The following is a 22442-nucleotide window of genomic DNA, read 5'->3' as shown; positions in this document are numbered from 1 at the left end:
GTCCTGATCTAAGGTCGGCTTGACGGAAGGAGCCCGCCGTGACCGGTCAGCCCATCCCCGTGATCATCGACTGCGACACCGGGGTCGACGACGCCCTCGCCCTGCTGCTGGCCGTGCGCCACCCGGGTCTCGACCTGCGCGCGGTGACCTGCGTGGCCGGGAACACGGACGTCGACGGCGTGGTCCGCAACACCCTGACCGTGCTGGAGCAGGCGGGCGCCCCGGAGATCCCGGTGGGCCGGGGCGCGCAGCGCCCGCTGATCGAACCGGCGCGCCCGGCGCAGCACGTGCACGGCGCCGACGGCATGGGCGACCTGGGCCTGCCCGCGCCGAAGCGCCGCGCCTGCGAGCTGGACGCCGTGGCCCTGCTCCGGCGCGAGATCCTGGCCTCGCCCCGCCCGGTCACCCTGATCCCCACCGCGCCCCTGACCAACATCGCCCTGCTGCTGCGCACCCACCCGGAGGTGACCCGCAACATCGAGCGGGTCGTCTTCATGGGCGGCGCGGTGGCCGTCGGGAACGCGACTCCGGTCGCCGAGTTCAACGTCTGGCACGACCCGGAGGCGGCGGCGATCCTGCTCTCCTCCGGGGTGCCCCTCACCATGTACGGCCTCGACGTCTTCATGCAGGTGGTCGTGCCCGCCCCGGAGGTGCACCGGCTGCGCACCAGCGCCGACCCCGGCACCCGCCTGGCCGGAGAGCTCCTCGCCCACCGGCCGACCGCACAGGGCGAGGAGCCCGAGGCGGAGGAGGCGGGCGGCCTGGGCGACGCGGGCGCGGTGTGCGCGGTCGCCGACCCGCAGGGCATCACCACCCGCCTGCTCCCGGTCGAGGTGTCCCTGGCCCCCGGCCCGACCCGGGGCCAGACGATCGTCGACCGCCGCCCCCGCCCCGGCGAGTCCGAGATCCACGAGGGCAGGCGCCAACAGGCGATGGTGGACGTGGCGTTGGAGGTCGCCGTGGACCGCTACGTCAAGTTGTACCTGGAGACGGTCGAACGCTAGTCCCGGGGCACCAGGTCCCGGGGCCGACGTGACGTGCCGTCACCGGCCGCCGGACGCGGGGGCCGTCCAGCGCTCCTCCACCCGGGCCAGGCGCCAGTACGCCAGCGCCGCCGCCCACACCACCACGAACAGGGCGACGATCACGTAACCGATGTTGCCGAGGTCGAGGCCGACCAGCTCCATGGTGCCGATGAAGAAGGCGACCACGATGGACAGCCCGGTGATGGTCAGGTTGTAGAAGACCTTGCGCACCGGGTTCGAGAAGGCCCACTGGTAGGCGAAGTTCATGAACGTGCCGTCGAGCGTGTCGAACAGGCACATCCCCGCGGTGAACAGCAGCGGCAGGCACAGGATGGCGTACCAGGGCAGGCCCGCCGCCGCACCGGAGCCCGCCATCACCATCAGGGTGACCTCGGTGGCCGTCTCGAAGCCGAGGCCGAACAGGAACCCGACCGGGTACATCTGGCCGGGGCGGCTGATGGACCGGGTGAGGCGGCCGAGGAAGCGGTTCATGAACCCGCGTGAGTCCAGGTGGCGTTCCAGCTCGGTCTCGTCGTACGTCCCCGCCCGCATCGCCCGGAAGACGCGCAGGATGCCGACGAGGGCCACCAAGTTGAGCGCGGCGATGAGATACAGGAACGCGCCGGCGATCGTCGTCCCCAGGAAGCCGAGGACCTGGTGGGTGCCGGAGTTCTCGTTGGTCACCTTGTCGGCGAGCTGCGTGCCGGCCGCGATCATCACGGCGAGCACGATCACCACGCTGGAGTGCCCGAGCGCGAACCAGAACCCCACCGACACCGGCCGCTTGCCGTCGGCCATCAGCTTGCGGGTGGTGTTGTCGATCGCGGCGATGTGGTCGGCGTCGAAGGCGTGCCGCACGCCCAGCGTGTAGGCGGTGATGCCCAGGCCGATGCCGAAGGCCTTGGAGCCGACCTGGTAGTGGCCGGGGACGACGAGGAGGAAGAGGATCCCGAAGGCGACGACGTGGAGGGCGGCGATCACCGCCACCAGCCCGATCGTCTTGACGGTGTCCTCGCGCCGCCAGCGGAAGGAAGCCGTCACGGCAGGGGTATCGGCAGCATTGGCCATCGGTTCACGCTCCAGCACCTCGTGGATCACTTCGTGAGCTGCCGTGGCCGGTCTCCTGGCTTACGGGGTGGTGCGTTCGCCGTCCCTGCCTTCCCAGTCGTACGACCGACCAGTGGCCCGGCGGGTGCCGGACGGGACGGGAACTCCCCGATCACAGTGGCGAGGGCCGCGTCGACCTTGCATCGACTTCCCGAACACCACGGCCCGACCACCGTAGGGGTGCGGGGGCTCTTCTGCATAGCTGCACAACCGAGCAGGTATTCAAGATCACATGCCGGGCTGCGAGGATGAGGCCATGCATCTCGTGCCTGCCGACCGAGCCGACCGCCGCACCATCGACGGTCACCGGGTGTGCGAGGCGATCGCCGCCATCGGCGACGCGGGCCACGTCCGTACCTGGGCCGACCGCTTCTCCCTGCTGGCCGACCCCAACCGGCTGTCCCTCCTGCTCGCCCTCCACCACACCGGTCCGCTCGCCGTCTCCGACCTCGCCATCGCCACGGGCATGAACGACCCCGCCGTCTCCCAGGCCCTGCGGCTGCTGCGAGCGGCCGGTGTCGTCGCGGGCGAGAAGGAGGGCCGGGTCGTCAGGTACCAGGTGGTGGACGGCGAGGTGGCGGGGCTGCTGGAGCACTGCGGTACGCCGGGCTAGGCGCGCCACCGGGGCGAGGGCGCGGGGCAGGTGCTCCGTGCCGGGCCGAAGGTTCCTTTTCCGGGCAATGTGGACAGATTCCCTGTACCGTCGTGTCCTTTCCGAAGGGATCCCGTATGGCAGACCGCTTCCCGGACCTCTCCCCCAAGAGCCCCGACTGGTGGCGCCAGGCCGTCATCTACCAGGTCTATCCCCGCAGCTTCGCCGACGCCGACGGCGACGGGCTCGGCGATCTGCGCGGCATCACCCTGCGCCTGGACCACCTCGCCGGCCTCGGCGTCGACGCCCTGTGGCTGAGCCCCTTCTACCCTTCCGAACTGGCCGACGGCGGCTACGACGTCGCCGACCACCGGGACGTCGACCCCCGCCTCGGCACCCTGGACGACTTCGACGCCCTGGTCGGCGAGGCCCACCGGCTCGGTCTGAAGGTCGTCGTCGACATCGTCCCGAACCACACCTCGCACCGGCACCCCTGGTTCCAGGAGGCCCTGCGCTCCGGCCCCGGCTCCCCGGCCCGCGAGCGGTACGTCTTCCGCCCCGGCCGGGGCGCGCACGGCGAACTCCCGCCCACCGACTGGCAGTCCGTCTTCGGCGGCAGCGCCTGGCAGCGGACCCCGGACGGCGAGTGGTACCTGCACCTCTTCGCCCCCGAACAGCCCGACCTCAACTGGGACAACGAGGACGTCCGCGCCGACTTCCGCACCACCCTGCGCTTCTGGTCCGACCGGGGTGTCGACGGCTTCCGGGTCGACGTCGCCCACGGCCTCGCCAAGGACCTCGCCGAGCCCCTGCGGGACACCGGGAACCTCGGCGCCACCGGCGAGGAGGCCCTGCCGCTCGTCCCGCCGGGCAGCCACCCCTACTGGGACCGCGACGAGGTCCACGAGATCTACCGGGACTGGCGCAAGGTCTTCGACGCCTACCGCCCGCCGCGCACCGCCGTCGCCGAGGCCTGGGTCCCCGGACCGCGCCGCGCACTGTACGCCCGCCTCGACGAACTCGGCCAGGCCTTCAACTTCGAATACCTCGAAGCCCGTTGGGACGCCGCGGAACTCCGCCGGGTCATCACCGACGAGCTGGCCACCGCCCACGCCGCCGGCGCCACCGCCACCTGGGTGCTGTCCAACCACGACGTCGTACGCCACGCCTCGCGCCTGATGCTCCCGCCCGGCACCGATCCGGCCTCCTGGCTGCTGTCCGGCGGCACCGCGCCCGCCGTCGACGTAGCCGCCGGCCTGCGCCGGGCCCGGGCCGCGACCCTCCTGATGCTCGCGCTGCCCGGCTCGTCGTACCTGTACCAGGGCGAGGAACTCGGCCTCCCCGAGGTCGCCGACCTGCCCGCCGAGGTGCTCCAGGACCCGATCTGGGAGCAGACCGGCCATGTCCGCAAGGGCCGCGACGGCTGCCGGGTGCCGCTGCCGTGGACGACGACCGGGCCGTCGTACGGCTTCGGGCCGGGCGCCGCCTGGCTGCCGCAGCCGTCGTCCTTCGCGGCGTACGCCGTCGAGGCGCAGACGGAGGCCGAGGGCTCGACCCTGGAGCTGTACCGCACCGCCCTGCGGCTGCGCCGCAAGCTGCTGGAGGGCGAGGCGCTGACCTGGACCCCGGACGCCCCGGCCGGCGTGCTGGACTTCACCCGCTCGCCGGCCTGGCGCTGCGTGACCAACCTCGGCGAGCGGCCGGTACCGCTGCCGCCGGGGGCGGTGCTGCTGGGCAGCCGCCCCCTCGGCGGTACGGCCCTCCCGCCGGACACGACCGTGTGGCTGGCCCCCAGGGCCTAACCCGTCGTCGGCCCGGGGCTCGGCGCCGCCGAGGCGTTGCCGCCGGTCAGGCCGCTGAGGTCGACGGGTGTCGACGTGGGGTTCGGCGGCGGGGTGAGCACCACCTCCGGCTGACCTGCGGCCGGGGGTGGCGGGGTCAGGTCGGAGGCGGGCAGCTTGGGCGGGGTGGTCTGCTGGAAGAGGGTCTGGTCGAAGTCGACCAGGCCGGTCTTCTCCATCACCGTCATGTGGTCCAGCACGGTGTTGTTGGCCTGGTCGGCGAGGGCGCGCACCAGCGAGTTCTTGGTGGTGGACCGGATCTTCGAGATGGTGTTGAAGATCGCGCCGTGCGTCATCCGCAGGATGTTGGCGAAGTCGCTGTCGAACTTCCTCCCGCTGTCCGCCTTCAACTGGCTGACGAAGCCCTGCTGCTGGGGGCTGGCCAGGTTGGGCAGCGTGATGTTCAGCATCGGCGCGATCTTGCGGCAGGTGGTGTCCAGCGCCGCGTGCCCGTCGACCAGGTGCTTGCTGGCCGTGATGACCCCCGGTGTGGTGCCCTTCTGCAGCCCCATCTGCCCCACCGGGTACTCCCACAGTCCGGCGGCCCGCACCTTCACCACGAAGTCGCGGTCCTGCTCGGTCAGCGGCCCCCACTGCGTGTTGGCGATGACGCGGTCCTGCGCGGTGGTCACCTTGGTCACGCCGAGCATGCTCGGGTAGGCGAGTGCGACGAGGGTCATGGCCATCGCACCGCCCACGAAGAGGGTTCCCGTCGCGTTCCGCGAAAAGCGCACCGTGCCTCCTGCCCGGTCGTGGATCCCGCCCCCGATGACGGCTCGGGGCGGTTCGGACGCACAGCAGTACGGATGCGGGCGCCGTTCGTATCGGTGCGGCAGGTAAAGAAGAGTTGACCATTCCCCGGGAGAGGCGAGACGAACCGTTGGCATAGATTCGCCGCATGCCCCCACAGCCACCGTCGCCCCGCATGCCGGCCGGTCGCCCCCCGGCTGCCGCCGCCCTTCCCGTCCTGCCCTACCGCAAGCCCACCAAGGGCCGCGACTACTGGGTGTTCGACGACGTCCTGCCCGACGTGGACGCCGTACGGGAGCGGTGCCTGGCCAAGGACGACTGGGTGCAGGGCTACCCGTACACCTCCGAGACCTGGCCCGGCCTGCGTGCCATGCCCGGCCTGGAACCCGCCGAACTCGCCGTGATCGAGGGCCTGGTGAAGAAGGCCACGGGGGCGAAGGAGCTGTGGGTGCAACAGGCTCCCGGCGGCGGGACGCTGAACCACAACTGCGTGCAGGTGGTCGGCGAGGGCGAGAGCGAGCCCCGCCCGCACACGGACTCACGGGCGCTGTGCCGGTACGCCGCCGTGCTGTACCTCAATCCCGGTGTCCCCAAGAACTGCGGCACGGCCTTCTACCGCCAGTCACTGCCCGGCGGCCGGCTCGGCGGCAACATCGTGCACGCCCCGCACAACAACCTCGTCGAGGCCCTCGGCACGCGGTTCGTCCCGGCGAACCACTTCGAGGAGGACGTCCGCGTCCCCCACAAGTACAACCGCCTCCTCCTCTACAACGCCAACCTCGTGCACAGCGCGACGGACTACTGCGGCACCACGCTGGAGGACAAGCGGATGACGGCGGTCTTCTTCTGGATGGCGTGAGCCGGGGTCACAGGAGCAGCAGCAGCGTCGCCACGGCCGTGCAGCTCGCGCACACCGCGAGGGTCACGGCCACGCAGCGGCGCTTCAGTTCCTGGTAGCGGTGTTCGTACTCGGCGCGCAGGGACGTGCAGCGGGCCGCGATGCGTTCCAGGTCGGCGCGGGAGCGGGCCAGGGCGTCGGTGACGTACCGGTGCTCGATCTCCTCGCGCTGGGCGGTCGTCAGCCACTCCAGGGGCCCGGTGAACTCGTGGGCGCGCTGCTCGGCCTCGGCGATGCGGGCCTGCCAGAGCAGGTATCCCTCGACCTCGTTGGCGAGCGCGTCGTCGGCCCCCTGCCTCGGCGGACCGCTCACCCCTGTCCCCGGTCGGGCCGCGCCGGGATCGCGTGCTCGTGCTCCTGCATCGCGATGTCGGGGTGGTGCAGGTCGAACGCCGGGGATTCCGAACGGATCCGGGGGAGGGTGACGAAGTTGTGCCGCGGGGGCGGGCAGGAGGTCGCCCACTCGAGCGAACGGCCGTAGCCCCAAGGGTCGTCGACGCCGACCGGCTTGCCGTACCTGGCCGTCTTCCAGACGTTGTAGAGGAACGGCAGCATCGACAGGCCGAGCAGGAACGAGCCGATGGTGGAGACGGTGTTCAGGGTGGTGAAGCCGTCGGCCGCCAGGTAGTCGGCGTAGCGGCGGGGCATGCCCTCGGCGCCCAGCCAGTGCTGGACCAGGAAGGTGGTGTGGAAGCCGACGAACAGCGTCCAGAAGGTGATCTTGCCGAGGCGTTCGTCCAGCATCTTGCCGGTCCACTTCGGCCACCAGAAGTGGAACCCCGCGAACATGGCGAAGACGACCGTGCCGAAGACCACGTAGTGGAAGTGGGCCACCACGAAGTACGAGTCGGAGACGTGGAAGTCCATCGGCGGGGACGCCAGGATGACACCGGTCAGGCCGCCGAAGAGGAACGTGACGAGGAAGCCCGCCGCCCACAGCATCGGCGTCTCGAAGGACAGACTGCCCTTCCACATCGTGCCGATCCAGTTGAAGAACTTCACCCCGGTCGGCACCGCGATCAGGAAGGTCATGAAGGCGAAGAACGGCAGCAGCACCCCGCCGGTGACGTACATGTGGTGGGCCCACACCGTCGCGGACAGACCGGCGATGGAGATGGTCGCGGCGATCAGGCCCATGTAGCCGAACATCGGCTTGCGGGAGAACACCGGGATGATCTCGGAGACGATGCCGAAGAACGGCAGGGCGATGATGTACACCTCCGGGTGGCCGAAGAACCAGAAGAGGTGTTGCCACAGCAGTGGTCCACCGTTGGCGGCGTCGAAGACGTGGGCGCCGAACTTGCGGTCCGCCTCCAGGGCGAACAGGGCGGCGGCGAGGACCGGGAACGCGAGCAGGACCAGGACACCGGTCAGCAGCACGTTCCAGCAGAAGATCGGCATGCGGAACATGGTCAGACCGGGAGCGCGCATGCAGATGATCGTGGTGATGAAGTTGACCGAGCCGAGGATGGTGCCGAAGCCGGAGAAGGCCAGGCCCATGATCCACAGGTCGCCGCCGAGTTCCGGTGAGCGGACCGCGTCGGTCAGCGGGGAGTAGGCGAACCAGCCGAAGGAGGCCGCGCCCTGCGGGGTGAGGAAGCCGGCCACCGCGATGAGCGAGCCGAACAGGTACAGCCAGTAGGCGAACATGTTCAGCCGCGGGAACGCCACGTCCGGCGCGCCGATCTGCAGCGGCATGATCCAGTTGGTGAAGCCGGCGAACAGCGGGGTGGCGAACATCAGCAGCATCACGGTGCCGTGCATCGTGAACAGCTGGTTGAACTGCTCGTTCGAGACGATCTGCAGGCCCGGCCGGGCCAGCTCGGCGCGCATGATCAGGGCCATCAGGCCGCCGACCAGGAAGAACGCGAAGGACGTGCCCAGGTACAGCGTGCCGATCGTCTTGTGATCGGTGGTGGTCAGCCACTTCACCACGACGCTGCCGGGCTGCCGGCCCCGGACCGGTACCTCGCTCTCGTAGGCGTCCTCTGCCGCGGCGGCACCATGGGGTTCGTTGAGGATGCTCACAACTCGTCTGTCTCCTGATGCTCGCGGTCCGCGCACGCCCTACGTCGGCTACTGGCCATCCTTTGCCGCTCAGCGCCGCACGCGCCGCCCGACGCGCGGCCGACCGCGTGACGGATGCACCCGGACGGCCCAGCGGCCGTCCGGCGCACCGGCCCGCCCGGCGTCGGCCCACCTGCGGTCCCCCGGAGGCCGGGGCGTCCAGGCCGCGCGCCGCCCGCCGGGCCACCAGAATGGGGGCATGAGCAGCATCGCCATTGTGGGCGCCGGGCCCGGGCTCGGGGCCGCCGTCGCGCGGCGGTTCGGGCGGGAGGGGTTCGCGGTGGCCCTGTTCGCCCGGGACCGGGAACGGCTCGACACGCTGGTGCGGGACCTGGAGGGCGGTGGGGTGGCGGCCCGGGGGTTCGTCGCCGACGTGCGCAGACCGGAGGAGCTGGCCGCGGCGCTGGGGCGGGCGGCGGCCGAGGTGGGGACCGTCGAGGTGCTGCAGTACAGCCCGGTGCCGCACCGGGACTTCATGCGGCCGGTGCTGGAGACCCGGTACCGGGATCTGGTCGGGCCCATCGAGTTCTCCGTGTACGGCGCGGTCGCCGCCGTGCAGCAGGTGCTGCCGGGGATGCGCCGGCTGGGGCGCGGGACGATCCTCTTCGTCAACGGCGGCACCGCCGTCGTACCGCACACCGAACGGGCCGGGACCTCCATCGCGTTCGCCGCGGAGAGCGCCTACGGCCATCTGCTGCACGAGCGGCTGGCCGGCGAGGGGATCCATGTGGCGCAGCTGGTGATCCCGGGGGCGATCACCCCGGGGCACGCGCGCAAGGACCCGGCCGTGCTGGCGGAGGCGCTGTGGGGCCTGCACCGGGACCGGCACGGGTTCCGGCACTTCGCGGACGACCTCGACAGCTGAGCCGGGGATCCCGGGGCAGAGCCGGGGCCCCGGGCGGGCGCTGGGCCGGGGGCTCCGGGGGCTGACGGGGCACGGTCACACTGCGGAGAGTGGCTTTGTACGCCAATATGGTGACGTTGGCCGTATTGCTCTCTTCAAGGGGGCCTCCATGGCTGTCGAAATCCCCGCGATCATCAAGCCGTCCCGGCTCAGAAGCCGGGGCGGACTGCTGGGCGAGTGCCTCGCCGAGTTCCTCGGGACCTTCGTGCTCATCTCCTTCGGCTGCGGTGTGGTCGCGATGGCGGTCGCCGCGCTGCCCGGTTCGGGCCGCGCCGCGACGCCCACCACGATCTTCCTGGCGGCCGGTGACTGGCTGCTGATCACCTGGGGCTGGGCGTTCGCCGTCGTCTTCGGCGTGTACGTGGCCGGCGGCGTCAGCGGTGCCCACATCAACCCGGCCGTGACCCTGGCCATGGCCGTGCGCCGGGGATTCTCCTGGGCCAAGGTCCTGCCGTACTGGTTCTCGCAGGTCGCCGGCGCGCTCGCCGGAGCGGCGCTGGTCTACCTCGTGTACCACCAGGCGATCGACGCCTATGACACCGTCGCGCCCGGGCCGAAGGTGAACGGGCACACCAACGCCACCTTCTCGATCTTCGCCACCTTCCCCGCGGCGTACTTCCACGGCGGCGTCTGGGGGCCGCTGGTCGACCAGATCGTCGGTACGGCCTTCCTGCTGATGCTGATCTCCGCCGTCCTCGACCTGCGCAACCAGGCCGTGCAGGCCAACCTCGGGCCGCTGATCGTGGGCTTCGTCGTCGCCGCCATCGGCATGTCCTACGGCGCCAACGCGGGGTACGCCATCAACCCGGCCCGTGACTTCGGGCCGCGCCTGCTCACCTACGCGGAGGGCTGGGGCAGCCTCGCCTTCCCGGGCAGCGTGTCCGGCGTGTACAGCGGCTACTGGTGGATCCCGATCGTCGGGCCGCTGATCGGCGGCGTGGTCGGGATCGTCGTGTACGACCTCTTCATCGGCGACGTCCTGCTGGTCCGGGCGGAGCTGGCCGAGCTGCCGGAGCCGGGCCGGGCGACCGCGGTGCGCACCACCGAGGAGGGGTAGGCGCCGACGAGGGGCGGGCCCGCGGCGTCCGTCAGACCGCGCCGGTGTCCTCGGCGCCGGCACCCGCGGCCCGGCGGGCCGTCGCCGCGATCTCCTCCAGCGCCGCCAGATGCCGGGCGAGCGCCCTGCGGCCGGTGAGCGTGAGCGCGGCCCAGGTGCGCGGGCGCTTGCCGAGGTACCCCTTGCGGATGCTGACGTAGCCCGTCTTCTCCAGCGCGGAGAGGGTCTTGCTCAGCGTGGAGTCGGAGACCTGGCAGTAGTCCCGCAGGACGGCGAACTCCGCCTCGCCGCACGCGGAGAGGTAGGCGGCGAGGGCCAGCCGGGTGGGGTGGTGGAACTCGCGGTCGAGAGCGGGAGGGGTGCCGCGCAGGGGGCCGGTCATGCGGTACGGCCCTGCCGGGTCGCGCGCAGGAGGTAGTCGACGCCGCTCGTCAGGCCCATGGCGATGAGCCAGGCGGCGGGGCCGTACAGGAGGTAGGCCAGGAAGGCCACGGTGCAGGGGATCAAGGGGACCACCCATGCCCGCCAGCCGCGGCGGCCGGGCCCGCGGTCCCGGTTGAACCAGCCGGTCACCCCGCCGTGGTGCGCGCCGAGCCAGACCAGCACGAGGAAGGCGGCCAGGGACAGCCCTCCGGCGACCGTCAGCCACGTACCCCACTGTGGGTACTTCTCGGCCAGCCCCAGTGCGATGAAGCCGGGCGCGCAGGTCAGCCCCTGCCCGATGGCGTACCACCTGGGCCTGTTCCGCTCGTCGCCCGCCGTCCGGGCCGCGCACTGCGCCGCGCGTGCGGCGGCGAGTGCCCGCTCCGCCTGCTGGGCGTCCATCGGTTCCCCCGTGCTGTCCATGTGTGCACCTCCGGTATGGGCAGGGGCGGTTGGTCGGTCCGCCCCGGTCATGGTGTCAGCATGGACATTACTTTCCAAGAATGCAAGTATTTTCAGAGGGGCTGGTTCGGCCAGTCCAGCAGGCGCGCGCCCAGGACGGCCGTCTGGAGCATGTAGCGGTGCGCCGGGTCGGCGGGGTCGGCGCCGGTGAGCTGGTGGATGCGCTCCAGCCGGTAGGTCAGCGCGCGGACGCTCAAGGAGAGCCGGCGGGCCGTCTCGGCGGCCACGCAGCCGGAGTCGAAGTAGGCGCCGAGCGTCTCCAGCAGGGGCAGGGCGCCGCCGCGGGCCCTGGTGAGCGGGCCGAGGGTGTGGGTCACCAGGTCGACCAGCGCCTGCCGGTCCCGGGCCAGCACCGGGTAGACGAGCAGGTCGGCGGCGCGCAGCACCGGCCCGGCCAGGCCCAGCCGGGTGGCCATCTCCAGCGCGGCGAGGGCCTCCTCGTACGACTGCACGACCCCGCCGGCGCCGTGCTGCGGGCGGCCGACCGCGACCCGGACGCCGTCCGACGCCGCGTACGCCTGCTTGGCGAAGTGCAGCAGGATCTCGTCCTCGTCGCCGGGGGCCACGCACAGCAGGCGGCCGTTCTTGGTGGTGAGCAGGATGCTGCGGGAGTCGAAGCGGGCGAGCACGGCCGCCTCGACCCGGCGGGCGAGCGGGCCGCCCTCGACGTACGCGGACGGGCCCTCGGCGACGGCCACCGCGTGCGCCCGGGACAGGTGCAGACCGAAGCGTTCGGCGCGCTCGGCGAGGCGGCCCAGGTCGCTGCGGCCGTAGAGCAGGTCGTCGATGAACTCCCGGCGCGCGGCCTCCTCGCGGCGCACGGAGAGCCGCTGGGCGCGTTCGTAGCCCTCGGCGAACGCGTCGATCGCCTGCTCGACGGCGGCCAGCGTGGCCAGGCCGCTCTCCGCGGCGCCGGGCACGGCCGGCCAGGCGGCGCGGGTGGCGGCCAGGTGGGCCACGATCAGCGCGCGCAGTGACTGCCCGGCCTCGGCGGCCTGTTCGCCAAGGGTCCGCCGGGTCTTCAGTTCCTCCCTGGTCAGCCGCCGGCCGGTGGCCGAGACCTCGGCCAGCGTCCGGGTGAAACCGTCCAGATACTGCTCGGACGTGCCACGTATACCGTGCTTGTCCCCCATTGCCGGTCCCGGCCCCCGTCCTCGTCCCCCGTGCCGCGTGCCCCGCGATCTTGACGCGCCGGTGACGCTTTATTAGCGCCGATCCGGCATCAAGACCCTAGTGAACACTGCCGGACACCGGCAATGCGCGGGTGTGCGCCCCGGCCGCACCATCGTCCGCGGGGAGCACTACGGAGGGTCGCGGTGCCGGGCACCGGGCGATGACCGGTACGCAAGGACCGGTACGGGGGTCCGGTACTGGCGTCCGGCACCGCGATCCCGGGGGGCTCCGTACCTCATCGTCTGACGCAAGGACGTATGCCATGGAAGCCCTGGGCGTGCTCGTCGCCGCCTGTCTCGTCGTCGTACTGCTCGCGGTGCTCGCGTTCTCGCGGCTGTACCGCAAGGTGGACCAGAGCCAGGCCCTGATCGTGTCGAAGACGCGGCGGGTCGACGTGTCCTTCACCGGGCAGGTCGTGCTGCCGATCGTGCACAAGGCCGAGGTCATGGACATCTCGGTGAAGACCATCGAGATCAGCCGCTCCGGCCGGGACGGGCTGATCTGCCGGGACAACATCCGCGCCGACATCCGGATCCTGTTCTTCGTCAAGGTCAACAAGACCGTCGAGGACGTCATCAAGGTCGCCCAGACCGTGGGCACCGAGCGCGCCAGCCACCAGGACACGCTGCAGGAGCTGTTCCACGCGAAGTTCTCCGAGGCGCTGAAGACCGTCGGCAAGCAGATGGACTTCACCGACCTCTACACCAAGCGCGAGGAACTCCGGTACCACATCATCGAGTTGATCGGCATCGACCTCAACGGCTACCACCTCGAGGACGCGGCGATCGACTACCTGGAGCAGACGCCGCTGTCCCAGATGGACCCGGCCAACGTCCTCGACGCCGAGGGCATCCGCAAGATCACCGAGCTGACGGCGGTCGAGCACGTCCGCACCAACGAGGCCCGCCGCAACGAGCAGAAGGAGATCACCCGCCAGGACGTCGACGCCCGCGAGGCCATCCTGGAGCTGGAGCGCCGGCAGGCGGACGCCGAGATCAAGCAGAAGCGGGAGATCGAGACCTCCCGGGCCCGCGAGGAGGCCGAGACCGCCCGCGTGGTGGAGGAGGAACGGCTGCGCGCCCAGGCCGCCTTCCTGCGCACCGAGGAACAGCTCGGCGTCCAGCGGGAGAACCAGGCCCGGGAGATCGCCGTCGCCGCGAAGAACCGCGAGCGGGTCCTCGCCGTCGAGAACGAGCGCATCGAGAAGGACCGGCTGCTGGAGGTCATCGCCCGGGAGCGGGAGACCCAGCTGACGAAGATCGCCGCCGAGAAGGAGGTCGAGGCGGAGAAGCGGGAGATCGCCGAGGTCATCCGGGAGCGGGTCGCGGTGGACCGTACGGTCGCCGAGCAGGAGGAGTCCATCAAGAAGCTGCGCGTGGTCGAGGAGGCGGAGCGCGAGCGGCAGGCGCTCGTCATCGCCGCCGAGGCGGAGGCGCAGGAGAAGCTGGTCAAGGACATCAAGGCCGCGGAGGCAGCGGAGCAGGCCGCGACGCACCGGGCCGCAGAGGAACTCACCCTGGCCGAGGCCCGGTTGAAGACCGCCGACCTCGACGCCCGCGCCAAGCTGCGGCTCGCCGAGGGCGTCCAGGCCGAGGCGGCCGCCGAGGGTCTCGCCGCCGTGCAGGTCCGGGACAAGGAGGCCGAGGTCACCGTCAAGGCCGGACGCGCGGAGGCGGAGGCCACCGAGGCACGGCTGCGGGCCGAGGCCGAGGGCACCCAGGCCAAGGCGCTCGCCGAGGCGGAGGGCGCGCGGGCGAAGGGCCTCGCGGAGGCCGAGGGCGCGCGGGCGGCCGCGGAGGCCACCGAGGCGCGGCTCAAGGCCGAGGCGGAGGGCGCGCGGGCCAAGGGCCTGGCCGAGGCGGAGGGCACCAAGGCGAAGGCGCTGGCCGAGGCCACCGCGATCGGCGAGAAGCTGAAGGCCGAGGCCGCCGGTCTGACCGAGAAGGCCGCGGCGATGGCCGCGCTGGACGAGGCCTCGCGGGGCCACGAGGAGTACCGGCTCCGGCTCCAGGCGGAGAAGGAGATCCGGCTGGCCGGCCTGGAGACCCAGCGGCAGGTGGCCGAGGCGCAGGCGACGGTGCTCGCGACCGGGCTGGAGAACGCCGACATCGACATCGTCGGCGGGGAGTCCGTCTTCTTCGACCGGCTGGTGTCCTCCATCGCCCTCGGCAAGGGCGTGGACGGCTTCGTCTCCAGCTCCCACACCGCGCAGGCCCTGGCGAAGCCGTGGCTGGACGGCACGGGCAGCTTCACGGACGACCTCAGCAGGGTGCTGGGCTCGCTCGGCTCGGCGGACGTCCGCAACCTCACGGTGTCGGCCCTGCTGATGAAGCAGATCAAGGGCGGCGGCCCGAACACCGGGCAGCTCCAGAAACTCCTGGACAGGGCAAGCGAACTGGGCCTCCAGGACACCCCGCTCACGGCTCTGAACGGAAGCGGTGCGGGGAGCTGAGGCCGGGCGGGGGTGGGTCGGCGCGCTGCTCGCTGTGAGGTGCCGCTGCGCCCACCCGTGCCGCCTGGGGGTCCCCCAGGCCCTTAAGGCACTGGGGGAGGCACGACTGCCCACAGCGGCGGCGGTGCCTTGAAGCACCGGGACTGCAGTTCCCCAGGGGCGCGGGGAACTGCGCGACCAGCCACCACGCACCCGCAGTCGGCAGACGACCCGCAGCCCCGAGCTCGTAGCCGCACACCCCACGAAGGGAACCACACGCAATGGCCACCGCTGAGGCGCCGCAGGTGGATGCCGGCACCTACGAGGTGCTCCGCGACCGCCTCGCCGCGCACGCCGCCGACCTCGCCCGGAGGGCGGACGCGCTCAACGCGCGGCGGAGCGAGGAGTTCGGGTCGGCGAAACTCGGCCTCGCCGCCACCGCCCGGCTGAGGACGCCGGAGGCGTGCGTGCCGAGCGACATCGTGGCCGTGGGCGACGCGCTCCTCTTCGGCGCGACCGGCACGGCCACGGACGTCCTCGCGCTGTACGGCCGCGACGGCGCGCGGATGCCCGAGGACGCCGTACCCGGGCTCCTCGACGACCCGGCGTTCGCAAAAGAGATCGGCGCGCTGCACCGCTACTACCGCGAAGCGAGCCTGCTGCGGCTGCGCCGGGTCGACGGCCGGCTGCTGGCGGTGTTCCGCACCGGCGAGAAGGCCGAGGACGTCCGCGTCCTGCGCTGGAGCGTCGCCGACGACGGCCGCGTGGCGTTCCTGGACGCGCGCGGCGACCGTGACGACGTCTTCCCGCCGGCCCAGGACGTGACCTGGACGGAGACCACCCGCGAGGACCACGTCCTGGGCCGGGAGCAGTACGTGGCCGTCCCCGGAGGACTGGCGGTGAGTACCGTCGGCGGCTCCCTCACCGTCCGCACCCCGGAAGGCGGGGAACTGTACGCCGAACCCGTGCAGGAGCCGCTGCAGGCGCTCGCGGACGCGGCCGTCGCGCATGCGCGGGTCGGTGCGCTGGTGCTGCTGCGGGTGCGGCCGTACAAGGAGGAGGACGACCGGCACCTGGTGTTCGACACGCTCACCGGGACCGTCGTCCGGCTCGACGGGATCGGGCAGGCGTGCCGGCGGCTGCCCGAGGAGCAGGGGATCGTCTTCCCGGGCGGGTACGTCCTGGCGGGCGGCACCCACAAGACGTACGAACTCGACGTCACCGGGCTGGAGTTCGAGCGGGAGGTCCGCGCGCCAAACGGCGAGGACGTGCTGTACGCCTTCCGGTCCCGGGCCGGCGGGCGCACGCTGCTGCTGTCGTACAACACCCTGCGCAAGGAGGTCGCGAACCCGCTGCCGTGCCGGGGCTGGGCGCTGTTCGAGGACGGCGCGCTCGCCGTGCTGCGCGACGGGGGCGAGGAGCCCGCGCACACGCATCCGGTGCAGTGGTGGACCTCCCCGTACGTCTCCGACACGCACGCCGCCGCGCTGCGCACCGGCACCGGCGCGTTCGCCCGGGTCGGCAACGCGGATCTCGTGCGCGGGCTCGCCGACTGCCTGTCCGTGGCCCGGCTGGTCACCGACGGCATCGAGACGAGCGAGGGGTACCGGGCGCTGGTGGCGGCCTGTGTGCGGGCCGCCGACGCCCATCACTGGCTGGCGGATCCCGAACTGGGCGGGCTGGCAGGCCCGTTGGTCGAGGTCCGTGCGGCCGCCGAGCAGGTGCTGGGCGAGTTCGAGACCGTACGGGAGCTGACCCGGCACGCGGCGGACGCCCTCGACGAGGCCGAGGCGCGGATCGCCGCCGTGGTGCGCCGGCTGCGCGGCGAGGCCCCGCGCGAGGCCGCCGCCTGGGTGCGCGGACTGACCGAACTCCGCCACGCACACGGCCACTTGCTCACCCTGGGCGAGCTGCGGTACGTCGACGCCGCCCGGCTGCGGGAACTGGCGTCCGCCGCCGAGGACGACCTGGCCTCCTTCGGCCGGCGCGCGGTGCAGTTCCTGGCGCGCGAGGACGCCTTCGCGGGGCAGCAGGCGGAGGTCGAGCGGCTGGTCGGGGACGCGGCGGCCGTCGAGACCGTGGCCGGCGGGGCGCCCGTCGCCGCCCGGCTGGAGGAGCTCGCCGACGGGCTGCGCACGGTCACCGAGGTGGTGACCGGCCTCGACATCGCCGACACGGTCGTCCGTACGGCCGTCCTGGAGCGGATCGCCGAGGTGCTGGGCGGTGTCAACCGGGCGCGGGCCACCCTGGAGGCCCGCCGCCGCAGCCTCCAGGACAGCGAGGGCCGCGCCGAGTTCGCCGCCGAGACCGCGCTGCTCGCCCAGGCCGTCACCGCCGCACTCGCCGCGTCCGGCACGCCCGAGGAGTGCGATGACCAACTCGCCTCCGTGCTGGCCCGGTTGGAGGACCTGGACGGCCGGTTCGCCGAGTTCGACGACTTCCTCGCCGAACTCGCCGACCGGCGCACCGAGATCTACGAGGCGTTCGCCGCCCGCAAGCAGTCCCTCGCCGACGCCCGCGCCCGCCGCGCCGAGCAGCTCGCGCTCTCGGCGGTGCGCATGCTGCGGACGGTCGCCCGCCGGGCCGCCACGCTGGCCGACGCCGACGCGGTCACCACGTACTTCGCCTCCGACCCGCTGGTCGCCAAGGTCCGCCGCACCGCGGGCGAACTGCGCGCCCTCGGCGACAGCGTGCGCGCCGAGGAGCTCGACGGCCGGCTGAAGTCCGCCCGCCAGGAGGCCGTCCGCGCGCTGCGCGACCGCGCCGACCTGTACGCCGAGGACGGCCGCACCCTGCTGCTCGGCGGCCACCGCTTCGCCGTCAACACCCAGCCGCTCGACCTCACCCTGGTCCCGCACGGCGACACCCTCGCCTTCGCGGTGACCGGCACCGACTACCGCTCCCCGGTCACCGACCCGGACTTCGCCGCGTACCGCCCCTACTGGGACCGCCACCTGCCCTCCGAGTCACCGGAGGTCTACCGCGCCGAGCACCTCGCCGCCCGGCTGCTCGCCGAGCACGGCCCGGCCGCCCTCGCCGCCGCCGACGACCTGCCGGACCTGGTCCGCCGGGCGGCGCAGGAGGCGTACGACGAGGGCTATGAGCGCGGGGTCCACGACCACGACGCGACCCTCGTGCTCCAGGCCCTGCTCCCCTTGTACGAGGGCGCCGGGACCCTGCGCCACGAGCCCGCCGCCCGCGCCGCCGCCCAGCTGTTCTGGGCGCACGGCACCACGCAGGAGGCCCGGACGGCCTGGGCGCGGCGGGCGGTGTCGCTGGCCCGGGCCCGGGACGCCTTCGGTGCCGTACCGGCCATCGGGGAGCTGGAGCGGGAGCTGGCCGGGGCGATCGAGGCCTGGGACGCGTCGGTGGCGGGCGGGCCGGCCGCCGCCTACCTCTTCGAGGAGCTGACCGGCGGCCCGGACGGCTTCGTCCTCGGCCTCACGGCGCGCACCCTGCTGGAGAAGTTCCGGCACGCGGAGGGGAGTTACCGCACGGACCTGGAGGGGCTGACCGACCTGGCCGCGCGCCGGCAGGTGGTGCACGCCTGGCTCGCCGCGTACGCCGCCGCGACCGGCACCGAGGCCGGCCCGGGCGAGCTGGCCGAGGCGGTCGCCGCCGAGCTCTGCCCCGGCCTGCCGCGCTACGACGGCGACGCCCCGCTCACCGCGACGGCGGAGGGCCTGCTGGGCGCCCACCTCCGGGTGACCGGTGGCCGGCTTCAGCTGCGGCTGGACGAGTTCCTGGCCCGCACCTCCCGCTTCGCGGCCGAGGACGTGCCCGCCTTCCGCGCCTACCAGCGCCGCCGTACGGCCCTGGTGGCGGCCGAGCGCGACCGGCTCCGCCTGGACGACCACCGCCCCCGGGTGATGTCGGCGTTCGTCCGGGGCCGCCTGGTCGACGAGGTGTACTTGCCGCTGATCGGCGACAGCCTGGCCCGGCAGCTGGGCACCACCGGCGAGTCCAAGCGCACCGACACCGGCGGTCTGCTCCTGCTGGTCTCCCCGCCCGGCTACGGCAAGACGACGCTCATGGAGTACGTCGCCGACCGGCTCGGCCTGATGCTGGTCAGGGTCAGCGGCCCGGCGCTCGGCCACAGCGTCACCTCGCTGGACCCGGCCGACGCCCCGGACGCCACCGCCCGCCGCGAGCTCGAGAAGATCAACTTTGCGCTGGCGGCCGGCAACAACACGCTGCTCTACCTGGACGACATCCAGCACACCTCGCCCGAGCTGCTGCAGAAGTTCATCCCGCTGTGCGACGCCACCCGGCGCGTGGACGGCGTGTGGGACGGCGAGCCGCGCACCTACGACCTGCGCGGCAAGCGCTTCGCGGTCTGCCTGGCCGGCAACCCCTACACCGAGTCCGGCGAACGCTTCCGCATCCCCGACATGCTCGCCAACCGGGCCGACGTGTGGAACCTCGGCGACGTCCTCACCGGCAAGGAGGACGTCTTCGCGCTCAGCTTCGTCGAGAACGCCCTCACCGCCAACCCGGTGCTCGCCCCGCTCGCCGCCCGCGACCGCGCCGACCTGGACCTCCTGATCCGGCTGGCCGACGGCGACGGGACGGCCCTGTCCGACCGCCTCGCCCAGCCGATGCCGCCGGCCGAACTGGAGGCCGTCGTCGCCGTGTTGCGCCAGGTGATGGCGGTGCGGGAGACGGTGCTGCGGGTCAACGCGGCCTACATCGCCTCCGCCGCGCAGTCGGAGGCCGCCCGCACCGAGCCGCCCTTCCGCCTCCAGGGCTCCTACCGCGACATGAACCGGATCGCCGGGCGGCTGCGCCCGGTCATGAACGACGCCGAACGCGAGGCCGTCGTCGACGACCACTACACGGCCGAGGCCCAGACCCTCACCACCGGTGCGGAGGCCAACCTGCTGAAACTGGCGGAGCTGCGGGGGACGCTGAGCCCGGCGCAGGCCGCCCGCTGGGCCGAGGTGAAGACCGCCCACGTGCGCGCCCGCGCGCTCGGCGGCCCCGAGGAGGATCCCGTCGTCCGGGCGGTGGCGGCGCTGGGACTCCTCGCGGACCGGATCGCGGCGGTGGAATCGGCGATCCGCTCCGCGGGCGAGGGCTGACGGGGGACCGTCTGCGAGGTGCGGTTGCGGAGCTCAGCCGAGGCAGACCAGGACCAGGCAGAGCTGGTTGGGGTCGGTCGAGGACGGTGACGTCGGCGAGGTGGAGGTGCCGCTGCCCGTGCCGCTGCCCGTGCCGGTGGAGGTCGGCTGTGTCTTCTTACCGGTACTACCGGCCGTACCCGTCGTTCCGGTCGTACCCGTTGTACCCGTCGAACCCGTCGTTCCGGCCGAACCTGTCGTACCGGAACCGGACGAGGTCGTCGGGGTGCTGACCGGCAGTGCGGCGGCCGGGGCGGCCGGGCGGGCGGCGGCCGCGGCGGTGTGCGGGTGGGCGGCGGACCCGGCCGTCTGTGGCGCGGGCGCGAGGGACTGCTGCCGGGGGACGTTCGCCGCGGGCGTGTGTGCCGTCGGCGTGGCGGACGCGTGCCGGTGCGCGGCGGCGGGCGGTGCGGGAGTGGACGCCGGGCCGCTGGGGGCGGCCGACGGCTCCTCGGTGAGGCCCATGCTCCGGTTGTCCGGCGCGGTGGCCGCCTGGGCCTTGTCGCCGTTGCCGCGGTCCAGCGAGGCGAGCGTCAGGCCGCCGCCGACGAGCGCGACGGCGGTCGCCACCACGGCCCGGCGCTGGTTCTTCTTCCAGCGCGCCAGCTGCCGGCGCCGGGCGGCGCGCCCCTGCTGCGCGGGCGGGGCGTCGGTGACGTCCGCGGGCGGCGCGTCCGTGGCGGTGTCCGCGGGGCCGGCGGGCGGCTCGGCGGCGGGGGATCCGGCGCCGAACCAGCCGTCGGCCGCGAGCGGTGCGGCCGTGACACCGGCGTCGGTGCGGGTCGGGGCTATGTCCGGGGCGTAGGCACCGCACCCAGGGCAGACCAGGGCGCCGTTGAGGTGCCGACGGCACGAGGAGCAGTAGTCCATCAGTGGTCTTCCTGGGTCCAGGGGAGCGGGCGTCCGTCACGCTAACGAGCCTTTCGAAAGGCTGTGTGCAGTCCGTGTGGCGCTCCTGCGCAGATTTGCGGGGTTCTTTTCCCGTGTCCCGGCCGGGTCCGGGCCGTTTGCCTCGGCATAGTGGCGGGCGGCTTCCGCACCGGACCGGCAGGAGGAGACACATGCTCGGCACAGAGTTCCGCACCGGATCGCCCATCTGGATCGACCTCGGCAGCCCGGACACCCGGGCGGCCGTCGCCTTCTACGGGGCCGTCTTCGGCTGGGAGTTCGCCTCCGCGGGCCCGGAAGGGGGCGGCTACGGCTACTTCCGGAAGAACGGCGGTACGGTGGCCGGTCTCGGCCCGCTGACCGAGCAGGGGGCGAGATCCGCCTGGATGACGTACTTCCGCACCGAGGACGCCCGCGCCGCCGCCCGGGCCGTGACCGGGGCCGGCGGCAGGGTGCGCGCCGAGCCGGTGAGCATGGGCGAGGTCACCTTCGCCCAGTTCACCGACCCGCAGGGCGCGCAGTTCGCGGTGCTGCAGTCCGGACAGGGGCTGCAGCGGGCGTCGGAGGACGACGCGCTGGTGTGGGTGGAACTGCACGTGCGCGACCCGCGGGCGGCCATCGGCTTCTACGGCGGGCTGTTCGGCTGGCGGTCGCAGGCGATGGAGGCGCCGGGCATGACGTACCAGGTGCTCAGCATCGCGGAGGGCGACCAGCAGGAGGGTTCCTTCGGCGGTGTGGCCCCGCTGCGGGACGACCATGAGGACGCCCGCTGGGTGCCGTACTTCGCCGTGGCCGACACGGACAGGACCGTCGCGGCGGTGGGCGACAGCGGCGGCTCCGTGCTGATGCCGGCCGCGAACGTCCCCGGCGTCGGCCGCATCGCCTGGCTGGCCGACCCGGCCCAGGCGGTCTTCGCGGTCCTCAGGCCGGACCCGCGCCAGGCCTGATGAGCGCGCCTCAAGCTCCCTGCCCGGCGGGGGACTTGCCCGCCACCCGTGCGGGTGAACGCCGCCCCCACGGCTTGAAGACGGACAGCACGACGAGCGTCAGATACAGCAGCAGCGCGACGGACGGGACGATCACCGTGACGTAGCGGACGAATCCCAGGTGCATGGCCGCGATCGAGCCGGTCGGATGCCGGTCCACGGCGTGCACCGCGTCGTGCAGCCGGGCGGTGAGCGCGAAGATCGAGGCCGCCGTGGCCGCGAGGGTCAGCCAGAACTTGGTGGCGACCCAGTAGTGGCGGAACAGGCCCCAGGGCGTGCCGAGGCCCAGCACCACCCCGCTGAGCAGGGTGAGCAGGCTCAGCGGGACGACCAGCGCGTCGCCCAGCATCCCCATCGCCCGGTACGCGGTCCGCAGGGTGTCCGCGTCGTCGGCCGCCAGGGCGGTGGCCCCGAGCGTGAGCAGGCAGAGCATCAGTGCGAGCCAGCCGACCGAGGCGACCACATGGACGACGACCCAGCTCTTCCGGGCCCTCGGCGACAATCGACGGCTCATCCCGCCTCCTCCAGATCCGGTGCCGGGCGCACCACCAGACTCGCCCGCCGCACCGGTCCGGCGCGTCCGACGACGGAAGCAACGCCCCCTACGCCGAGCCGAGTACGCGCCGAGCCGAGCACCCCCGGCGCACCGTGGACCGGCGCGGCCGGCAGGACGCTGGGCTTCCTGCCGGCCGTTCTCTCACCGCTGCGGACCCTCGGT

18 protein-coding genes and 1 riboswitch are annotated in these 22442 nt (G+C 72.9%); of the genes, 9 read left to right on the top strand and 9 right to left on the bottom strand.

Features of this window, described 5'->3' with window-relative positions:
* Nucleotides 1-38: 38 nt before the first annotated feature.
* On the top strand, nucleotides 39-1004 hold the full coding sequence (locus tag ABB07_RS18775) for a nucleoside hydrolase (RefSeq protein ID WP_208899791.1): 966 nt from the start codon (nucleotides 39-41) through the stop codon (nucleotides 1002-1004).
* A gap of 39 nt (nucleotides 1005-1043) precedes the next feature.
* Here ABB07_RS18775 and nicT read toward each other — a convergent pair whose 3' ends face one another.
* Nucleotides 1044-2093, bottom strand: a complete 1050-nt coding sequence (nicT, locus tag ABB07_RS18770; protein ID WP_208899790.1) for a Nickel transporter NicT — start codon at nucleotides 2091-2093, stop codon at nucleotides 1044-1046.
* Nucleotides 2094-2121: 28 nt separating this feature from the next.
* A riboswitch (cobalamin riboswitch) is annotated at nucleotides 2122-2310 on the bottom strand.
* A gap of 78 nt (nucleotides 2311-2388) precedes the next feature.
* Here nicT and ABB07_RS18765 point away from each other — a divergent pair.
* On the top strand, nucleotides 2389-2745 hold the full coding sequence (locus ABB07_RS18765) for an ArsR/SmtB family transcription factor (protein WP_208899789.1): 357 nt from the start codon (nucleotides 2389-2391) through the stop codon (nucleotides 2743-2745).
* Nucleotides 2746-2861: 116 nt separating this feature from the next.
* On the top strand, nucleotides 2862-4526 hold the full coding sequence (locus ABB07_RS18760) for a glycoside hydrolase family 13 protein (RefSeq protein ID WP_208899788.1): 1665 nt from the start codon (nucleotides 2862-2864) through the stop codon (nucleotides 4524-4526).
* Here the strand turns inward: ABB07_RS18760 and ABB07_RS18755 are convergent.
* On the bottom strand, nucleotides 4523-5245 hold the full coding sequence (locus tag ABB07_RS18755) for a DUF4142 domain-containing protein (RefSeq protein ID WP_425264735.1): 723 nt from the start codon (nucleotides 5243-5245) through the stop codon (nucleotides 4523-4525). The two genes, ABB07_RS18760 and ABB07_RS18755, sit on opposite strands and share 4 nt — an antisense overlap.
* Before the next feature lie 218 nt (nucleotides 5246-5463).
* On the opposite strand from ABB07_RS18755, the gene ABB07_RS18750 reads away from it, so the two are divergent.
* Nucleotides 5464-6174 (top strand): DUF6445 family protein, encoded by a 711-nt coding sequence (locus ABB07_RS18750; RefSeq protein WP_208899787.1) that lies wholly within the window; start codon nucleotides 5464-5466, stop codon nucleotides 6172-6174.
* Between the two features lie 7 nt (nucleotides 6175-6181).
* Here ABB07_RS18750 and ABB07_RS18745 read toward each other — a convergent pair whose 3' ends face one another.
* Both ABB07_RS18745 and ctaD read right to left on the bottom strand, forming a co-directional pair.
* On the bottom strand, nucleotides 6182-6526 hold the full coding sequence (locus tag ABB07_RS18745) for a cytochrome C oxidase subunit I (RefSeq protein ID WP_208899786.1): 345 nt from the start codon (nucleotides 6524-6526) through the stop codon (nucleotides 6182-6184).
* Entirely contained in the window at nucleotides 6523-8241 is a 1719-nt protein-coding gene (ctaD, locus tag ABB07_RS18740; protein WP_208899785.1) for an aa3-type cytochrome oxidase subunit I, read from the bottom strand. Before ctaD ends, ABB07_RS18745 begins: the two co-directional genes overlap by 4 nt.
* A 238-nt stretch (nucleotides 8242-8479) precedes the next feature.
* On the opposite strand from ctaD, the gene ABB07_RS18735 reads away from it, so the two are divergent.
* Together ABB07_RS18735 and ABB07_RS18730 are read left to right on the top strand one after the other, a co-directional pair.
* A complete protein-coding gene (locus ABB07_RS18735; protein WP_208899784.1) occupies nucleotides 8480-9145 on the top strand; it encodes an SDR family NAD(P)-dependent oxidoreductase in 666 nt (221 codons plus the stop codon).
* Nucleotides 9146-9293: 148 nt separating this feature from the next.
* Nucleotides 9294-10241, top strand: a complete 948-nt coding sequence (locus tag ABB07_RS18730; protein ID WP_208899783.1) for an MIP/aquaporin family protein — start codon at nucleotides 9294-9296, stop codon at nucleotides 10239-10241.
* A gap of 31 nt (nucleotides 10242-10272) precedes the next feature.
* Here the strand turns inward: ABB07_RS18730 and ABB07_RS18725 are convergent, their stop codons facing one another.
* From ABB07_RS18725 to ABB07_RS18715, 3 genes are all read right to left on the bottom strand, one after another.
* Complete coding sequence (locus ABB07_RS18725; protein WP_208899782.1) at nucleotides 10273-10623, bottom strand: winged helix-turn-helix domain-containing protein; 351 nt, start codon at nucleotides 10621-10623, stop codon at nucleotides 10273-10275.
* Complete coding sequence (locus ABB07_RS18720) at nucleotides 10620-11087, bottom strand: hypothetical protein (RefSeq protein ID WP_208899781.1); 468 nt, start codon at nucleotides 11085-11087, stop codon at nucleotides 10620-10622. Before ABB07_RS18720 ends, ABB07_RS18725 begins: the two co-directional genes overlap by 4 nt.
* A 92-nt stretch (nucleotides 11088-11179) precedes the next feature.
* The gene (locus tag ABB07_RS18715) at nucleotides 11180-12259 is read right to left on the bottom strand and encodes a PucR family transcriptional regulator (protein ID WP_208899780.1); all 1080 of its coding nucleotides are present in this window, start codon (nucleotides 12257-12259) and stop codon (nucleotides 11180-11182) included.
* Between the two features lie 302 nt (nucleotides 12260-12561).
* On the opposite strand from ABB07_RS18715, the gene ABB07_RS18710 reads away from it, so the two are divergent.
* Together ABB07_RS18710 and ABB07_RS18705 are read left to right on the top strand one after the other, a co-directional pair.
* On the top strand, nucleotides 12562-14751 hold the full coding sequence (locus ABB07_RS18710) for a flotillin family protein (protein WP_208899779.1): 2190 nt from the start codon (nucleotides 12562-12564) through the stop codon (nucleotides 14749-14751).
* A 260-nt stretch (nucleotides 14752-15011) separates the two neighbouring features.
* Complete coding sequence (locus tag ABB07_RS18705; RefSeq protein WP_208899778.1) at nucleotides 15012-19811, top strand: DNA repair ATPase; 4800 nt, start codon at nucleotides 15012-15014, stop codon at nucleotides 19809-19811.
* Between the two features lie 33 nt (nucleotides 19812-19844).
* Here ABB07_RS18705 and ABB07_RS18700 read toward each other — a convergent pair whose 3' ends face one another.
* Nucleotides 19845-20720 carry an SCO2400 family protein gene (locus ABB07_RS18700; RefSeq protein ID WP_208899777.1) on the bottom strand — a complete coding sequence of 292 codons (876 nt, stop codon included), beginning with the start codon at nucleotides 20718-20720 and terminating at the stop codon, nucleotides 19845-19847.
* Nucleotides 20721-20911: 191 nt separating this feature from the next.
* Here ABB07_RS18700 and ABB07_RS18695 point away from each other — a divergent pair, with 191 nt between their 5' ends.
* Nucleotides 20912-21685 (top strand): VOC family protein, encoded by a 774-nt coding sequence (locus ABB07_RS18695; RefSeq protein WP_208899776.1) that lies wholly within the window; start codon nucleotides 20912-20914, stop codon nucleotides 21683-21685.
* 10 nt (nucleotides 21686-21695) lie between these two features.
* Here ABB07_RS18695 and ABB07_RS18690 read toward each other — a convergent pair whose 3' ends face one another.
* Nucleotides 21696-22238 carry a DUF2269 domain-containing protein gene (locus tag ABB07_RS18690; RefSeq protein WP_208899775.1) on the bottom strand — a complete coding sequence of 181 codons (543 nt, stop codon included), beginning with the start codon at nucleotides 22236-22238 and terminating at the stop codon, nucleotides 21696-21698.
* Nucleotides 22239-22442: the final 204 nt, after the last annotated feature.

The organism is Streptomyces incarnatus (assembly GCF_001027185.1).
GTDB lineage: Bacteria > Actinomycetota > Actinomycetes > Streptomycetales > Streptomycetaceae > Streptomyces > Streptomyces puniciscabiei.
This window is presented reverse-complemented; position numbering and strand designations above follow the sequence as displayed.

Bases quoted from the DNA above. Each gene is read 5' to 3' on its own strand.
- ABB07_RS18695 (WP_208899776.1), top strand. From the start codon at position 20,912: ATGCTCGGCACAGAGTTCCGCACCGGATCGCCCATCTGGATCGACCTC.
- ABB07_RS18715 (WP_208899780.1), bottom strand. From the start codon at position 12,259: ATGGGGGACAAGCACGGTATACGTGGCACGTCCGAGCAGTATCTGGAC.
- ABB07_RS18705 (WP_208899778.1), top strand. From the start codon at position 15,012: ATGGCCACCGCTGAGGCGCCGCAGGTGGATGCCGGCACCTACGAGGTG.
- ABB07_RS18690 (WP_208899775.1), bottom strand. From the start codon at position 22,238: ATGAGCCGTCGATTGTCGCCGAGGGCCCGGAAGAGCTGGGTCGTCGTC.
- ABB07_RS18700 (WP_208899777.1), bottom strand. From the start codon at position 20,720: ATGGACTACTGCTCCTCGTGCCGTCGGCACCTCAACGGCGCCCTGGTC.
- ABB07_RS18720 (WP_208899781.1), bottom strand. From the start codon at position 11,087: ATGGACAGCACGGGGGAACCGATGGACGCCCAGCAGGCGGAGCGGGCA.
- ABB07_RS18765 (WP_208899789.1), top strand. From the start codon at position 2,389: ATGCATCTCGTGCCTGCCGACCGAGCCGACCGCCGCACCATCGACGGT.
- ABB07_RS18730 (WP_208899783.1), top strand. From the start codon at position 9,294: ATGGCTGTCGAAATCCCCGCGATCATCAAGCCGTCCCGGCTCAGAAGC.
- ABB07_RS18750 (WP_208899787.1), top strand. From the start codon at position 5,464: ATGCCCCCACAGCCACCGTCGCCCCGCATGCCGGCCGGTCGCCCCCCG.
- ABB07_RS18755 (WP_425264735.1), bottom strand. From the start codon at position 5,245: ATGACCCTCGTCGCACTCGCCTACCCGAGCATGCTCGGCGTGACCAAG.
- nicT (WP_208899790.1), bottom strand. From the start codon at position 2,093: ATGGCCAATGCTGCCGATACCCCTGCCGTGACGGCTTCCTTCCGCTGG.
- ABB07_RS18760 (WP_208899788.1), top strand. From the start codon at position 2,862: ATGGCAGACCGCTTCCCGGACCTCTCCCCCAAGAGCCCCGACTGGTGG.
- ABB07_RS18710 (WP_208899779.1), top strand. From the start codon at position 12,562: ATGGAAGCCCTGGGCGTGCTCGTCGCCGCCTGTCTCGTCGTCGTACTG.
- ABB07_RS18725 (WP_208899782.1), bottom strand. From the start codon at position 10,623: ATGACCGGCCCCCTGCGCGGCACCCCTCCCGCTCTCGACCGCGAGTTC.
- ABB07_RS18735 (WP_208899784.1), top strand. From the start codon at position 8,480: ATGAGCAGCATCGCCATTGTGGGCGCCGGGCCCGGGCTCGGGGCCGCC.